Genomic DNA, 15,832 nt, shown 5'->3' on the forward strand with positions numbered 1-15,832 from the left:
TCTTCGTCGCGCATAAAGTGTTGTTCACAACTGTTCATTGTCAACCCCGGCAGTGTTCAGTTGTTCAGCCGGATTGTTCACTCCTGAACATCATGATTCACCCATCTCCTTACACATCAAGCGCTTGCGGTTTTGGCACGAAACTCGCTCTGACAACGCACCAGATTCATTCCAATAATAAAAAAGGTCGTGTCATGTCATTGACCCTGGAACATGTCTCCCGCGTTGTCGACGGCCAAACCTGGATCGACGACGCCAACCTGCGGTTCGAAGCCGGTTCTTTCAACGTCCTGCTCGGTCGCACCCTGTCCGGCAAGACCAGCCTGATGCGCCTGATGGCCGGCCTGGACAAGCCCGACAGCGGTCGCATCCTGATGAACGGTGTGGATGTCACGCAAAAGCCGGTACGCCTGCGCAATGTGTCGATGGTCTACCAGCAGTTCATCAACTACCCGACCATGACCGTGTTCGAGAACATCGCCTCGCCGTTGCGCCAGGCCGGTGTGTCCCAGGAGGTGATCCAGAGCAAGGTGCTGGAAACCGCCAAGATGCTGCGCATCGAGAAATTCCTGCAGCGCCACCCCCTGGAATTGTCCGGTGGCCAGCAACAACGCACCGCCATGGCCCGCGCCCTGGTGAAAGATGCCGAACTGATTCTGTTCGATGAGCCGCTGGTCAACCTGGACTACAAACTGCGCGAAGAGCTGCGCCAGGAAATGCGCGAACTGTTCAAGGCGCGCCACACCATCGCGATATATGCCACCACCGAGCCCAACGAAGCCCTGGCCTTGGGTGGCACCACCACCATTCTTCACGAGGGGCGAGTGATTCAGAGCGGCAAGGCCGCCGAGGTCTACCATCAGCCGCAAACGGTCCTCGCCGCTGAGCTGTTCTCCGAGCCGCCGATCAACCTGATGCCAGGGCGCATCAGCGGCAACGAAGTGAGCTTCGCCAATTTCGTGCATTTCCCACTCAATGTTGACCTGCGTCCTATCGGCGAAGGCGAATTCCGCTTTGGCGTGCGCCCCAGCCATATCAGCCTGGTGCCCAGCAACGATGATGACCTGGAGCTGGCGGTGACCGTGGAAGTCGCCGAAATCAGCGGCTCGGAAACCTTCCTGCATGTGCGCAGTGAGCATTTCCTGCTGGTGCTGCACCTGCCGGGGGTGCATGAATACGATGTCGACGCGCCGATCCGCGTGTATATCCCCACCCATAAACTGTTTGTGTTCGATGGTCAGGGCCGCTTGGTCCAGGCCCCCGGACGCCGTGTCGCGAGGGTTGCCTGATGGCCGAGATCCATTTGCGCAACCTGGCCCATAGCTACAGCCCTACGCCTACAGGGCCAGAAGACTACGCCATTCGGGAAATGAATCATGTGTGGGAGCAGGGCGGTGCCTACGCCTTGCTCGGGCCGTCGGGCTGCGGCAAGTCCACGCTGCTCAATATCATTTCCGGCCTGCTCAGCCCGTCCGAAGGCCAGGTGCTGTTCGATACCCAAGTCGTCAACGACTTGACCCCGGAAAAGCGCAACATCGCCCAGGTGTTCCAGTTCCCGGTGGTGTACGACACCATGACGGTGTTCGACAACCTGGCGTTCCCACTGCGCAACCAGGGCATGGCCGAAGCGAGAATTCACAGCAAGGTGCAGGAGATCGCCGAAGTCCTCGACCTGCAAAACCTGCTGAGCAAAAAAGCCCGCAACCTCACCGCCGACGAAAAACAGAAAGTCTCCATGGGCCGTGGCCTGGTGCGCGATGACGTGTCGGCCATTCTGTTCGATGAGCCGCTGACGGTGATCGACCCGCACCTGAAGTGGAAACTGCGGCGCAAGCTCAAGCAGATTCACGAGCAGTTCAATATCACCATGGTCTACGTCACCCACGATCAGCTGGAAGCCTCCACGTTCGCCGACAAGATCGCGGTGATGTATGGCGGGCAGATTGTGCAGTTCGGTACGCCGCGTGAATTGTTCGAACGGCCTAGCCACACCTTTGTCGGTTACTTCATCGGTAGCCCTGGGATGAATCTGATCGAGGTGCAGGCCAAGGCTGGCGGTGTAGGGTTCGCCAATACCCTGTTGCCGCTGTCCGAAGCGATGCAGCAACGTCTCAACACCACCGACTACAAAAAGCTCCAGGTCGGCATTCGTCCGGAATTTATCCACGTATGGGACGAGTACAACCCTGACGCCCTGCAAGCCGACGTCGTACATGTGGAGGACCTAGGCACCTACAAGATCATGACCCTCAACCTCGACGGCGCCACCCTCAAGGTGCGCCTGGCCGAGGACAAGCCGGTGCCGGAAGGCAAGGCCTCCATCAGCTTCCCCGCGCAATGGCTGATGCTCTACGCCGACGATTACCTGCTGGAGGTGGCGCCATGAACAAGGTGCAGAACAACAAGGCCTGGTGGCTGGTGCTGCCGGTGTTCCTGCTGGTGGCGTTCAGTGCAGTGATCCCGATGATGACCGTGGTCAACTATTCGGTGCAGGACATTTTCGACCAATCCAGCCGCTATTTCGTCGGGGCCGACTGGTACAAGCAGGTGCTGCTCGACCCACGCCTGCACGACTCGCTGCTGCGCCAGTTCATCTACTCGGCCTGCGTGCTGTTGATCGAGATCCCGCTGGGCATCGCCATCGCCCTGACCATGCCCACCAAGGGCCGCTGGTCCTCGCTGGTGCTGATCATCCTCGCCATTCCCTTGCTGATTCCGTGGAACGTGGTCGGCACTATCTGGCAGATTTTTGGCCGTGCCGACATCGGCCTGCTGGGCTCGACCCTCAACGCCCTGGGCATCAGCTACAACTATGCGGCCAACACCATGGACGCCTGGGTCACCGTGCTGGTGATGGACGTGTGGCACTGGACCTCACTGGTGGCGCTGCTGTGCTACTCAGGTTTAAGGGCCATTCCGGACGTGTACTACCAGGCCGCGCGGATTGATCGTGCATCGGCCTGGGCGGTGTTCCGACATATCCAGTTGCCGAAGATGAAAAGCGTGCTGCTGATCGCGGTGATGTTGCGCTTCATGGACAGCTTCATGATCTACACCGAACCTTTCGTGCTCACCGGCGGCGGACCGGGTAATGCCACCACCTTCCTGAGTCAGACGCTTACCCAGATGGCCGTCGGCCAATTCGACCTGGGCCCGGCGGCGGCGTTTTCCCTGGTGTACTTCCTGATCATCCTGTTGGTGTCCTGGCTGTTCTACACCGCCATGACCCATTCCGACGCCAACCGCTGAGGCCGCCAACATGAGCAAGCGCAAGCTTATTCCATTACTGATCTACATCCTGTTCCTGCTGGTACCGATCTACTGGCTGCTGAACATGTCCTTCAAGAGCAACACCGAAATCCTCGGCGGCTTGACCCTGTTTCCGCAGGATTTCACCTTGGCCAACTACAAGGTGATCTTCACCGACCCAAGCTGGTACACCGGCTACCTCAACTCGCTGTACTACGTGAGTCTGAACACGGTGATCTCCCTGAGTGTGGCGTTGCCGGCGGCCTATGCGTTCTCGCGCTACCGCTTCCTCGGTGACAAGCACTTGTTCTTCTGGCTGCTCACCAACCGCATGGCGCCGCCGGCGGTGTTCCTGCTGCCGTTCTTCCAGCTGTATTCATCCATTGGCCTGTTCGATACGCACATCGCCGTGGCGTTGGCCCATTGCCTGTTCAACGTGCCGTTGGCGGTATGGATCCTTGAAGGCTTCATGTCCGGCGTACCCAAGGAAATCGACGAAACTGCCTACATCGACGGCTATAGTTTTCCTAAGTTCTTCGTGAAGATTTTTATCCCGCTGATCGGCTCCGGTATCGGCGTCACGGCGTTTTTCTGTTTCATGTTTTCCTGGGTAGAACTGCTGCTGGCGCGCACGCTCACCTCGGTCAACGCCAAACCCATCGCAGCGGTGATGACCCGTACGGTGTCGGCTTCCGGCATTGATTGGGGCGTGCTGGCAGCGGCGGGGGTGTTGACCATCCTGCCGGGCATGCTGGTGATCTGGTTTGTACGCAACCACGTGGCCAAGGGCTTTGCCCTGGGCCGGGTCTAGAGGAGTCGATGATGGAATGGATGGCCTGGACCACCCCCACTGCGCTGTTCTTTGGCGGCATTGCCCTGATTCTGGCGGGCATGACCACTTGGGAATTACGTTCGCCGAGTATCCCGCGGCGCGGTTTGCTGCCGATCAGCACCACCCGTGGCGATCGCTTGTTTATCGGTCTTCTCGGCAGCGCCTACCTGCATTTGCTGGTCATTGGCGTTACCGACTGGAGCATCTGGGTGGCGTCCGCGCTCTCCCTTGTTTGGCTGTTGAGTGTGATGCGTTGGGGCTAGCTGTGCACGGGCTTGTGTGGCGAGGGAGCTTGCTCCCGCTGGAGTGCGCAGCACTCCCAAACCGATAACCGACTCGGATATCTATTTTGGGGCCGCTTCGCAGCCCAGCGGGAGCAAGCTCCCTCGCCACAGCAAGCTCGCTCCTACAAGCCCCGTTTGAAATTAACCTGGAGGTCTCTATGTTGAATAAAAACAATAAGCTGCGACATAGCATTTCATTGGCCGCCGTACTGGCCCTCAGTGGTTTGAGCGCTTCGGCCTGGGCTGATGCGTATGAAGATGCCGCGAAAAAATGGATCGGCAGCGAGTTCAAACCCTCGACCCTTACCGAAGCCCAGCAGTTGGAGGAGTTGAAGTGGTTTATCAAGGCGTCGGAGCCGTTCCGTGGGATGAAGATCAACGTGGTGTCGGAAACCCTCACCACCCATGAATACGAATCCAAGGTGCTGGCCAAGGCCTTCAGTGAAATCACCGGCATCAAGCTGACCCACGACCTGCTGCAGGAAGGCGACGTGGTGGAGAAGCTGCAAACCCAGATGCAGTCCGACAAGAACATCTATGACGGCTGGGTCAACGATTCCGACTTGATCGGTACGCACTTTCGCTACGGCAAGACCGAGTCCATCACCGACCTGATGGCCAACGAAGGCAAGGATTTCACCTCGCCCACCCTGGACCTCAAGGACTTTATCGGCCTGTCTTTCACCACCGCGCCGGACGGCAAGATCTACCAGTTGCCCGACCAGCAGTTCGCCAACCTCTATTGGTTCCGCGCCGACTGGTTCGAGCGGCCGGAGTTGAAGGCCAAGTTCAAGGAGAAATACGGCTACGACCTGGGCGTGCCGGTGAACTGGTCGGCTTATGAAGACATCGCCAAGTTCTTCAGCGAAGACGTCAAGGAAATCGACGGCAAGCGCATTTATGGGCACATGGACTACGGCAAGAAAGACCCGTCCCTGGGCTGGCGTTTCACCGATGCCTGGTTCTCCATGGCCGGCGGCGGCGACAAAGGCTTGCCCAACGGTTTGCCGGTGGACGAGTGGGGCATCCGTGTAGAGGATTGCCACCCGGTGGGCTCCAGCGTCACCCGCGGCGGCGACACCAACGGCCCGGCGGCAGTATTCGCCACGCAGAAATACGTGGACTGGATGAAAGCCTACGCGCCACCGGAAGCGGCGGGCATGACCTTCTCCGAATCCGGCCCGGTGCCGTCCCAGGGCAACATCGCCCAGCAGATCTTCTGGTACACCGCGTTTACCGCCGACATGGTCAAACCGGGCCTGCCGGTGGTGAATGCCGACGGTACGCCGAAATGGCGCATGGCACCGTCCCCAGTCGGGCCGTATTGGGAAAAGGGCATGAAGAAGGGCTATCAGGACGTAGGTTCCTGGACCTTCCTCAAGTCCACGCCCGAAAAGCAGAAACTCGCGGCCTGGCTTTACGCGCAATTCGTGACCTCAAAAACGGTGTCGCTGAAGAAAACCATCGTTGGCCTGACGCCGATTCGTGAGTCCGATATCAACTCCCAGGCCATGACCGACATGGCGCCCAAACTCGGGGGGCTGGTGGAGTTCTACCGCAGCCCGGCCCGCACCGAGTGGTCCCCGACGGGCACCAACGTGCCGGACTACCCGCGCCTGGCGCAACTGTGGTGGAGCAACATCGCCGCAGCGGCCAGCGGCGAGAAAACCCCGCAACAGGCGCTGGACAACCTGGCCAAGGAGCAGGATGCGATCATGACGCGCCTGGAACGCTCCAAGGTGCAACCGGTGTGCGGCCCGAAAATGAACCCCGAGCGTGACGCGCAATACTGGTTCGACCAGCCGGGTGCACCGAAGCCGAAACTGGCCAACGAAAAGCCCAAGGGTGAAACCGTGAACTACAACGACCTGCTCAAGCAGTGGGAGGCGGCGCGTAAGTAACAGCGCCATCTCAACCCCTGTAGGAGCGAGCTTGCTCGCGAAGAACTCACCGACGCCGCGTTTATTCAGGAAGCACGCGTTATCGTTGACGTTTTTCGCGAGCAAGCTCGCTCCTACAGGCATTTTTTGGTTTTGTGAGCCCTGACAAACGACCGCTTATCCCTCCCAACCCAACCTCATTTGAATTTTCCGCACGCCCCGAGGCTCTGCATTTTAGAAGCGCGTGATGTTGAGCGCTCTTGCGGGGCCACCTTGTGGGAGGCCCGTTGTAACGGACTTTGCGGAAACTGCCATCATGACACTCCTTACAGCGCTGTCTGGCCAGCCGGCCTCTCTCACCGACTCGGCCCAGGGCCGCCATCAACGGGTCTACCAACAGCTGCATGGCGAAACCCAAGACGCCACCGAACTGGCGCGTGAATACCTGCACGATCAATTGGCCCTGGTAGAGGCCACCGACTGCGACTTGCCAGAGGCCCCCGAACAGCTGCTGGCCTGGGTCGAGCAGCGCTGCGCCGAGGTGGCCCAGGCCTATGCCGACTATCTGGAACAGCGTCGAAACGGTGGGCCACGGCGGTATTTCCAGAACAAGGCCCATGCTTTGTACTTTCTGCAGTGCGTGGCGCCGACCAAACAGGTCGACGGCGCCTGGCTATACGGCTTGCTGCGCTATTGGCAAGACCAGCGCTTCGACGGCCTGCTCACCACTTACCTGGAAGAATTGGGCGACGGTGAAGCTGCGCAGAACCATGTGGTGATCTACCGCAAGTTGCTCAGCGAGCACGATGCCGACAGCGACGCCGGCCTTGAGGATGACCATTACCTGCAAGGCGCGCTGCAACTGGCGCTGGGCGTGTGCGCCGACGAGTTCCTGCCGGAGGTCATTGGCTTCAACCTGGGTTACGAGCAACTGCCGCTGCACCTGTTGATCACCGCCTATGAACTCAGTGAGCTAGGCATCGACCCTTATTACTTCACGCTGCATGTCACCATCGACAACGCCAGCAGTGGCCACGCGTGCAAAGCTGCACAATCGGTGCTGAACCTGTTGCCGCTGGGCGAGGGCAGGGCAGACTTCTATCGCCGTGTGGCGGCAGGCTACCGTCTGAATGATTTGGGCCTGGGTACCACGTCTATCATCAAACAATTCAACTTGCAGGACGAGGTGGTGGCGATGCTTGAGCGCAAGCGCGCCTTCGGCCAGCACATGCATTCGGACTATTGCCGCTTTGAAGGGCAGACCGTCAACCAATGGCTGGCCCGGCCTGGGCAGATCGGCGCTTTCCTCAAGGCCCTCGAAGACAAAGGCTGGATCAAGCACAACCAGGACCCCACCAACAGTCGCTTCTGGCAATTGATCGAGGGCGCTGGCGCCGCGATGTTCGGGGTGTTCAGCGGTTATGAAAAACAACTGATCCATGACTGGATTGCGGGTGAATGGGTTGCCAGCGAACGCGTGCCGCCCGTCCGGCCGGGACGCGGCAGCCGGTTTTCCCGCGAGCAGCATCGTCCCGCGGATCCTGATACCCAGGCCCTGGCGGAGTCATTGTGCAACTTGCCCGATGTGCAGCAGCTCAATGCACTGATCCCGTGGCTGTCGGCACGCCGTCACTGCACGCCTGCCGGGCTGTATGCCACTCGCCGCTTTATCCAACTGCGTGCGCGCCTGCGCTAAGGAATGTGCCTATGTCTGCGCAACAACTGGCTGATCGTGCCTTGTTGAATTTGGGCCGCGGGTTGAAGGAGGGTGGTTATCGCTTTATCACGCCAACGCCCTTGACCCATGAGCGTGTCTATCGGCGGCTGGCGACGCCCCTGGCAATGACGCTGCGCGATGTGTTCGGTTGGTCGATGCCGTTCGATCAAGGCCTGTTGCCCGAGGCCCTACGTGAAGAATTGCAGCAAGCGGATGTGATCGAAAAGCACGGCGCGCTATGGCGCAGCGCAGTGCGATGGTCGAGCCTCGACGAGCTGCTGTTCGCCCATTCGCCTTATCCCACCGACCAGGCGGACGCGGTGTTTTTCGGCCCCGACAGCTACCGCTTTGCCCACGTGATCGAAGCCTATCTGCAACAGCGTTTCGAGCCGCTCAAGCGCGCTGTGGACATTGGCTGTGGCGCCGGCGTCGGTGCGCTGGTGATTGCTAAAGCCCGGCATGACGCCCAGGTGCTGGCGGTAGATATCAACCCCCGTGCCCTGCGCATGACCGCGGTGAATGCCGAGCTGGCCGCGCTGAATAACGTCAGCGTGTACCACAGTGACGTGCTGGCCAGTGTGGAGGGCGAATTCGACCTGATCGTCGCTAACCCGCCGTACATGAAAGATGACCGCCAGCGCGCCTATCGCCATGGCGGCGGCGCCTTGGGGGAGCAGTTGTCGCTGCGCATCGTCAGTGAGTCCATCGGGCGCCTGGCCCTGGGCGGTAGCCTGTTGCTGTATACCGGGGTGGCGATGGTGGCCGGCAGCGACCCCTTCCTGGAGGCGGTCAAGCCGCTGCTGGGCAGCGACGCCTACGGCTGGACCTACCGCGAACTGGACCCGGATGTTTTCGGTGAAGAACTGGAAAAGCCAGGCTATGAACAGGTGGAGCGCATCGCCGTGGTCGCACTGACTGTCACCCGATTGCGCTGAATACCCGATGCTCACCTTTGGCATTGAAGAGGAATACTTCATCACCGACCTGCACAGCCGCCAGATGGTCGGCGAGCCCTCGGCGGCAGTGCTGGCGGCCTGTCGCGAAGCGATTGGCGCGGGCTTCTCGTTTGAGATGTTCCAGGGCCAGATCGAGGCGGCCTCTCCGGTGTTCACCTCCAGCGCCGAAGCGGCGGACTACTTCCGGGCAGTGCGCGGCAACCTGGCGCAATCCCTGGCTGAGTTCGGCCTCGGTGTGGTGTGCGCCGGCAGCCACCCCCTGGCCGATTGGCGTGGGCAGCGGCCAACCGATCAGGCGCATTTCCGGCACCTGTTCGACGATATTCAATATGTAGCGCGGCGCAGTGTGTTGTGCGGGCTGCATGTGCATGTGCAGGTGCCGCAAACGCTGGACCGTATCGCGGTGATGAACCAGGTGTCGCCGTGGTTGCCGTTGTTGCTGCTGCTCAGTTGCTCGTCCCCCTTTTGGGACGGCGCGCCCAGCGGCTTCATGAGCTACCGCCAGGCCGCGTGCGACGAGTGGCCCCGCATGGGCGTGCCGGAACACTTCAGCGATTGGGCCGAGTACCAGCGCTACCTGGCCATGTTACAGCGCATCGGCGCGATCAAGGCCGATGGCAATGGCTGGTGGGGAATCCGCCCAGCGGCACGCTATCCCACCCTTGAACTGCGCATGACCGACGCCTGCCCACGGCTGGCGGATGCCTTGGCCCTCGCCACGCTGTTTCGGGTAATGGTCGCCCATGCCTGCGCGATGCAGCGCCCTGGCGCCAGGTTCAGTGCCGAGGCGCGCTGGCTGCTCAAGGAAAATCGCTGGCAGGCCAAACGTTATGGTGCCGCCGGCACGTTCGCGTTAGACGACGCAGGCACCCTGGGCAGCGCTGAGCAATGGCTGCAGTGCGCCCGGCAGACCTTTGCCGCCACCGCAGAGGCCATGGGCGAGCCGCTGCTGTTCGATACCCTGCAGGCACTGCTGCGACGCGGCAACAGCGCGGCCGAGCAGTTGCGCTGGCAGGCCCAGGCCCAGGCGAGCGGCGCCGATGCGCTTGCCAGCTTGCGCCAGGTAGTCGACCTGCTGTTGGCCCAGACTCGCGGCGACCATTGATCGGGTCTTGAACGAGGTTGATGGAACACTGATGGTCTTGCTCCGCCCTTAATCAGTAACCCCTCAACGGCAGGAGCGCAGAGCATGCGAGCGATGACTTACCAGGGCGCACACAAGGTGCAGGTGGATACCGTGCCCGATCCGATCATTGAACAACCCGACGACATCATTCTGCGGGTCACCGCCACCGCGATCTGTGGCTCGGACCTGCACCTGTACCGGGGCAAGATCCCGACCGTGGAGCACGGCGATATCTTCGGCCATGAGTTCATGGGCATCGTCGAAGAAACCGGCCCGGCCGTCACCGCCGTGCAACGCGGCGACCGTGTGGTGATTCCGTTCGTGATTGCCTGTGGCGATTGCTTTTTCTGCCAGCTCCAGCAATTCGCCGCCTGCGAAACCACCAACGATGGGCGCGGCGCGATCCTGAATAAAAAATCCATCCCACCGGGTGCCGCGCTGTTTGGCTACAGCCGCCTGTATGGCGGTATTCCCGGCGGTCAGGCGGAGTGGGTGCGGGTGCCCAAGGCCAATACCGGGCCGTTCAAGGTGCCCGGCACCCTGGCGGATGAGAAGGTGCTGTTCCTCTCCGATATCCTGCCCACCGCTTGGCAGGCAGTGACCAACGCTGGCATCGGCAAAGGCTCCAGCGTGGCCATCTATGGCGCCGGGCCCGTGGGCCTGCTCAGTGCGGCATGCGCGCAGATGCTGGGTGCCGAGCAGATCTTCATGGTCGACGACCATCCGTATCGTTTGGCCTATGCGCAGAAAATGTACGGCGTGATCCCGATCAATTTTGAAGAAGACGAGGACCCGGCGGACACCATCATCCGCCAGACCGCCGGCATGCGTGGCGTCGATGGTGTGGTGGACGCGGTGGGTTTCGAGGCCAAGGGCAGCACCACGGAAACCCTGCTCACCGCGCTCAAGATCGAGGGCAGCAGCGGCAAGGCGCTGCGCCAGTGCATCGCCGCCGTACGTCGCGGTGGTGTGGTCAGCGTCGCCGGGGTGTATGCCGGGTTTATCCATGGCTTCATGTTTGGCGATGCCTTCGACAAAGGCCTGACCTTCAAGATGGGCCAGACCCATGTGCAGCGGTTCTTACCGGAGTTGTTGGAGCACATCGAGCTGGGGCATCTGCATCCGGAGGCGATCATCACTCACCGGCTGCCCCTGGAGCAGGCGGCGCGGGGGTATGAGCTGTTTGATAAAGCCGAGGAGGAATGCCGCAAGGTGATCCTGCTGCCGGGTGGGAGCGACCGGCCGCTGACCGAGCCGCTGGACGAACTGACCCCTGAGTTGCGCGTACAAAGCGTTCCCGGGTTCTAGGCCAATAACCGGAAAAATGTGGGAGCTGGTTTGCCTGCTATAGCGGTGGTTCAGTTGAATATTCAGTGACTGTCACGCCGCCTTCGCGGGCAAGCCCGCACAGGGGATCTGTGCCGGACGCTGATTTTGTGGGCGATGCATGACCAATGTGGGAGCTGGCTTGCCTGCGAAGGCGGTGTGACAGTCACTGCGCCTGTTACTGCACTACCGCTATAGCAGGCAAGCCAGCTCCCCCATGGATCTTCTTTGCTTCGACAGTGGTGCTTCCCACATTAACCGGTGTCAGGCTGCGGCTTGCGGCTGGATGCGCAATTCACCTTCGACATCTTTGACCAACCCGCTGGCGACAAACAGTGGCGCCAGGCGTTTGTGCAACTGTGGCTCGACAAACTCTTTGATTGTATCCAGCGCCAACGTACCACTGAGCGGCAGCTCGGCCTTGGTGTACGACAACCATGCCTTCTTCAACGCCATCAATACATCACTGCCCGCCGTCGAAGCGAAACGACGGTGCACCGGCTTACCCTCGAAGGTGAAGGTGTGTTGGAACTCATAGCCGCTTTCATCGCCGCCGTTGGCCGTGCAGCGCACGCAGGTGCAAGGGCCGTCGCCGAAGGCGCTGCGCAGGTAGGCGTTGAAGTCCACCACGGGCTTGAGTGACAGGCGCTTATCAACCTCGAACAGGTCCCCGGTCATTTTTTCGTCAGTGTTCAACGTCCATTCCTCGCAGTCGGTTGCTGTGTTTCAAAGCGCGGCACAATACCAGCCGAGCGTGGGTTTGGGGATTATTTGCGTCGTGGGAGGGTCAGCGGAAGAACTCACCGGGGGTGGAATCGAACTGCTGACGAAATGCATTGATAAAGGCTGAGGTCGATTCATAGCCACACCCCAGTGCCACATCCGTCACCCGCTCGCCTTGTTCCAGGGCGGGCAGGGCGCTCAACAGGCGCAGGCGCTGGCGCCACGCGCGGAATGTCAGCCCGGTGTCACTCAGGAACACCCGACTGAGGGTCTTTTCACTAACCTCCAGCTTTCGGCTCCACTCGCCCAACGTCGTCTGCTGCTCGGGATGCAGGTTGAGGCTGCGGTAGATCTGCCGCAGCCGTGGGTCGTGAGGCAGCGGCAACATCAAATCCACCTGGGGCGCGGCGGCGAGCTGATCGAGCAGTACCTGAGCCAGGCGCCCGTCCGGCCCGTCCTCGGTATATTCCACCGGCAATTGGCTGAAGTTGCGGATCAGCTCGCGTAGCAAACTGCTCACCTCCAGCACCTGGCAACGCTCGGCGGCCCAGGCGGTGACGCTGCAATCGAGGTACAAGCTGCGCATTTCCGTATGGGGCGAACTGAACACACGATGGGGCATGCCTGCCGGAATCCATACGGCGCGCTGCGGTGGCGCGACGAAACGACCGACGCTGGTCTGGATCTCCAGCACCCCGGAAATCGCGTAGGACAACTGCACCCACGGGTGGCTGTGGCGTCGTGTCAGCGCCCGGTTGGGCAAGGATTCAGTACGCCCGTACACCGGCCTCGGCAGGCTGGAAAGCCCAGGTACACTGCGGCGCACGGCTTTTTCATGTCCTTTAGGCGGCATTTACTGGCTCATTGGCGTTAGTCGGTAACAGGTGGTTACGTTAGAGTCGTCGCGACGCTCTTGGCAACCCCTGGAAGAATTGCTTATGACCCGGCCCCGGTTTCTCCCCGACAACTTCACCCTCACCCTGATCGCCACCGTGATCCTCGCCTCACTGCTGCCCGCCAGCGGCCAGACCGCCGTGGCGTTCGGCTGGGTCACCAACCTGGCCATCGCGCTGCTGTTTTTCCTCCACGGCGCCAAGCTGTCGCGCAAGGCCATCGTCGCCGGTGCCGGCCACTGGCGTTTGCATTTGCTGGTGTTCAGCCTGACCTTCGTACTGTTTCCGTTGCTGGGCCTGGCGCTCAAGCCAGTGCTGTCGCCGTTGATCGGCAACGAGCTGTACATGGGCATGCTCTACCTCTGCGCCTTGCCGGCCACTGTGCAATCGGCGATTGCCTTTACCTCCCTGGCCCGCGGCAATATCCCGGCGGCCATTTGCAGCGCGGCGGCGTCCAGCCTGTTCGGCATCTTCCTGACGCCGCTGCTGGTAGCGCTGCTGCTCAACGTGCATGGGGATGGCGGCTCCACAGTCGATGCGATTGTCAAAATCAGCGTGCAGTTGTTGCTGCCGTTCATCGCCGGGCAGGTCGCCAGCCGCTGGATTGGGGGCTGGGTCGGGCGAAATAAAGCCTGGCTGAAATTCGTCGACCAGGGCTCGATTCTATTGGTGGTCTACGGGGCTTTCAGCGAGGCGGTCAACGAAGGCATCTGGCACCAGATCCCGCTGTGGGAGTTGGGCGGCTTGGTGGTGGCCTGCTGCGTGTTGCTGGCCCTGGTGTTGGTGGCGTCTACGCTGCTGGGCAAGGCGTTTGGTTTTAACCAGGAAGACCGCATCACCATCCTGTTCTGCGGCTCGAAGAAAAGCCTGGCGACCGGCGTGCCGATGGCGCAGGTGCTGTTTGCCGGGGCGAGCATGGGGGTGTTGATTTTGCCGTTGATGCTGTTTCACCAGATCCAGTTGATGGTCTGCGCGGCGTTGGCCCAACGCTATGCCCAGCGGCCGGAGAGCATTCCTGAATTGATGGGACAGGTGGATCCGTGATGCACCTCTCATTCGCGGGTAAATAAGCTCAAGTTAACCGGCGTGCCGACGACTTACTTCTTAACTAACCCAAGAAGGAGTGTCGGCATGAACGTTCGTCGTGTTGCGGTAATGACTGGCCTCCTGGGCCTGTGGGCAAGTACCTGCGGCGCCGCCCAGACCGTGGGGCAGGGCACCATCAGGTTCAGCGGCGCGATTGTCGAGTCAGGGTGTGCGACAAATGCGCGCAGCGGCTCGGTAATGGAACTGCGCGGTTGCGCCCAATCCAGTCGTGGCAGCCGAATCGAGGTGCGCAGTGTCGCGCCGGTGGTCAGCGTCGACGCACCCCATGTGCGGCTGGTAGCGGACACCGGCGAGGGGCGCTATTACGATCAGCGTTACGTGCTGGTAGACCGCGCCGGCAAGCTGATTCAGTCGGGCAATTACGTGATTACCATGACCTCGCCATAAACCCTGGGGCGACGATCCGCAGCAACAGCGGTGCGAGAAACCTATAGAATGCTCGGCGGCGGCGCTTGTCCTGGGTGGCCGCTTGATCATCGTCAGAGTACCCCGCCCGTCAATGAGCCTTTCAGCCGCAACCCCACAAGCCAACTGGCAACCGGTCATCGCCCTCGCGCTGGCCGCGTTTGTGTTCAATACCACCGAATTCGTCCCCGTCGGGCTGCTCAGCGCCATCGGCGCCAGCTTTGACATGCCCGTGGCCAGCGTCGGCCTGATGCTCACCATTTACGCGTGGATCGTGTCGCTGACCTCGCTGCCGGTGATGCTGCTGACCCGCAACGTCGAACGGCGCAAATTGCTGATCGTGCTGTTCGGTCTGTTTATCGCCAGCCATATTCTCTCCAGCGTGGCCACCAGCTTCGGCTTGCTGATGGTCAGTCGGGTCGGCATTGCCCTGGCCCATGCGTTGTTCTGGTCGATCACGGCTTCACTGGCTGTGCGCCTGGCGCCAGAAGGCAAGCAGGTGCAGGCTCTTGGCTTGCTGGCTACCGGCACGTCCCTGGCGATGGTGTTGGGCATTCCCTTGGGCCGTCTGTTGGGCGAGGCCATGGGCTGGCGTACCACCTTCCTGGTGATCGCCGCCTTCGCCGCCGCCCTGGTGTTCTGGCTGGGGCGCACCTTGCCGCTGCTGCCCAGCCAGAACTCCGGCTCCCTGCGCAGCCTGCCGTTGCTGTTCAAGCGCCCGGTGCTGGTGGCGCTCTATGTGCTGACCGCAATGACTGTCACTGCGCAATTCACCGCCTACAGCTACATCGAACCCTTCGTCGAAGGCGTCGCCGGCCTGGGCGGCAGTGCCGTGACCCTGATCCTGCTGGTGTTCGGTGGTGCTGGCATCATCGGCTCGTTGTTGTTCAGCCTGGTGCATCGCTTCAACCCCCACCTGTTCGTGATCGGCGCAGTGTCTATCCTCGCCGCGTGCCTGGCGCTGATGCTGCCGTTGAGCGGCGCCGAGTCTTACCTGGTGGGGCTGAGCATTTTCTGGGGCATGGCGATCATGGGGTTTGGCCTGGCCATGCAGTCCAAGGTGCTGGTGCTGGCACCGGATGCCACGGATGTGGCCATGGCGATGTTTTCCGGGATCTACAACATTGGCATCGGCGGCGGCGCGTTGATGGGCAGTTGGGTGGGCAGCCACTTCGGCTTCGCCTGGATCGGCGCGGCGGGCGGTTTGTTGGCGGGGCTGGCGTTGGTGGGGTATTGCCTGGCGATTCGGCGGTTTGGGCAGGGTGGTGCCCCGATGCCAAGCTGATCGCCCCGTATCCACCGGATAACTGCAGACTAAGTGTGGGAGCCGGCTT

The 15,832-nt window shown here is 61.1% G+C and carries 15 protein-coding genes; 13 read left to right on the plus strand and 2 right to left on the minus strand.

Annotated elements, in window-relative coordinates; all coding sequences use genetic code 11:
• The first annotated feature begins 194 nt into the window (after positions 1-194).
• From AC1RAC_RS11230 to AC1RAC_RS11275, 10 genes are all read left to right on the plus strand, one after another.
• On the plus strand, positions 195-1,289 hold the full coding sequence (locus AC1RAC_RS11230) for an ABC transporter ATP-binding protein (protein ID WP_014718865.1): 1,095 nt from the start codon (positions 195-197) through the stop codon (positions 1,287-1,289).
• Positions 1,289-2,386 (plus strand): ABC transporter ATP-binding protein, encoded by a 1,098-nt coding sequence (locus AC1RAC_RS11235; protein WP_492616582.1) that lies wholly within the window; start codon positions 1,289-1,291, stop codon positions 2,384-2,386. The genes AC1RAC_RS11230 and AC1RAC_RS11235 overlap by 1 nt, the downstream gene beginning before the upstream one ends.
• The gene (locus AC1RAC_RS11240) at positions 2,383-3,249 is read left to right on the plus strand and encodes a carbohydrate ABC transporter permease (RefSeq protein WP_003192014.1); all 867 of its coding nucleotides are present in this window, start codon (positions 2,383-2,385) and stop codon (positions 3,247-3,249) included. Before AC1RAC_RS11235 ends, AC1RAC_RS11240 begins: the two co-directional genes overlap by 4 nt.
• A 10-nt stretch (positions 3,250-3,259) precedes the next feature.
• Positions 3,260-4,060 (plus strand): carbohydrate ABC transporter permease, encoded by an 801-nt coding sequence (locus tag AC1RAC_RS11245; RefSeq protein WP_003232361.1) that lies wholly within the window; start codon positions 3,260-3,262, stop codon positions 4,058-4,060.
• 11 nt (positions 4,061-4,071) lie between these two features.
• Positions 4,072-4,344, plus strand: coding sequence for a DUF2160 domain-containing protein (locus AC1RAC_RS11250; protein ID WP_014718862.1), 273 nt, complete (start codon positions 4,072-4,074; stop codon positions 4,342-4,344).
• A 179-nt stretch (positions 4,345-4,523) separates the two neighbouring features.
• Positions 4,524-6,266 (plus strand): ABC transporter substrate-binding protein, encoded by a 1,743-nt coding sequence (locus AC1RAC_RS11255; protein WP_003192009.1) that lies wholly within the window; start codon positions 4,524-4,526, stop codon positions 6,264-6,266.
• A 295-nt stretch (positions 6,267-6,561) separates the two neighbouring features.
• On the plus strand, positions 6,562-7,941 hold the full coding sequence (locus AC1RAC_RS11260; RefSeq protein WP_060766990.1) for an iron-containing redox enzyme family protein: 1,380 nt from the start codon (positions 6,562-6,564) through the stop codon (positions 7,939-7,941).
• 11 nt (positions 7,942-7,952) lie between these two features.
• The gene (locus AC1RAC_RS11265) at positions 7,953-8,897 is read left to right on the plus strand and encodes a methyltransferase (RefSeq protein ID WP_492616583.1); all 945 of its coding nucleotides are present in this window, start codon (positions 7,953-7,955) and stop codon (positions 8,895-8,897) included.
• Positions 8,898-8,904: 7 nt separating this feature from the next.
• Positions 8,905-10,023: a carboxylate-amine ligase gene (locus AC1RAC_RS11270; protein ID WP_492616584.1), complete on the plus strand. Its 1,119-nt coding sequence runs from the start codon at positions 8,905-8,907 to the stop codon at positions 10,021-10,023.
• An 84-nt stretch (positions 10,024-10,107) separates the two neighbouring features.
• The gene (locus AC1RAC_RS11275) at positions 10,108-11,352 is read left to right on the plus strand and encodes a zinc-dependent alcohol dehydrogenase (protein ID WP_060764787.1); all 1,245 of its coding nucleotides are present in this window, start codon (positions 10,108-10,110) and stop codon (positions 11,350-11,352) included.
• A gap of 282 nt (positions 11,353-11,634) precedes the next feature.
• On the opposite strand, the gene AC1RAC_RS11280 is transcribed toward AC1RAC_RS11275, so the two are convergent.
• Both AC1RAC_RS11280 and AC1RAC_RS11285 read right to left on the minus strand, forming a co-directional pair.
• A complete protein-coding gene (locus AC1RAC_RS11280; RefSeq protein ID WP_034127751.1) occupies positions 11,635-12,066 on the minus strand; it encodes a hypothetical protein in 432 nt (143 codons plus the stop codon).
• A gap of 91 nt (positions 12,067-12,157) precedes the next feature.
• On the minus strand, positions 12,158-12,946 hold the full coding sequence (locus AC1RAC_RS11285) for an AraC family transcriptional regulator (RefSeq protein ID WP_014718855.1): 789 nt from the start codon (positions 12,944-12,946) through the stop codon (positions 12,158-12,160).
• Between the two features lie 85 nt (positions 12,947-13,031).
• Between AC1RAC_RS11285 and AC1RAC_RS11290 the strand changes: the two genes are divergently transcribed.
• From AC1RAC_RS11290 to AC1RAC_RS11300, 3 genes are all read left to right on the plus strand, one after another.
• Positions 13,032-14,030 carry a bile acid:sodium symporter family protein gene (locus AC1RAC_RS11290; RefSeq protein WP_034127750.1) on the plus strand — a complete coding sequence of 333 codons (999 nt, stop codon included), beginning with the start codon at positions 13,032-13,034 and terminating at the stop codon, positions 14,028-14,030.
• 87 nt (positions 14,031-14,117) lie between these two features.
• Positions 14,118-14,480 (plus strand): type 1 fimbrial protein, encoded by a 363-nt coding sequence (locus AC1RAC_RS11295; RefSeq protein ID WP_034127749.1) that lies wholly within the window; start codon positions 14,118-14,120, stop codon positions 14,478-14,480.
• 112 nt (positions 14,481-14,592) lie between these two features.
• Positions 14,593-15,783, plus strand: coding sequence for a sugar transporter (locus tag AC1RAC_RS11300; protein WP_492616585.1), 1,191 nt, complete (start codon positions 14,593-14,595; stop codon positions 15,781-15,783).
• Positions 15,784-15,832: the final 49 nt, after the last annotated feature.

It is taken from the genome of Pseudomonas sp. GW823-FHT02F05 (assembly GCF_058797315.1).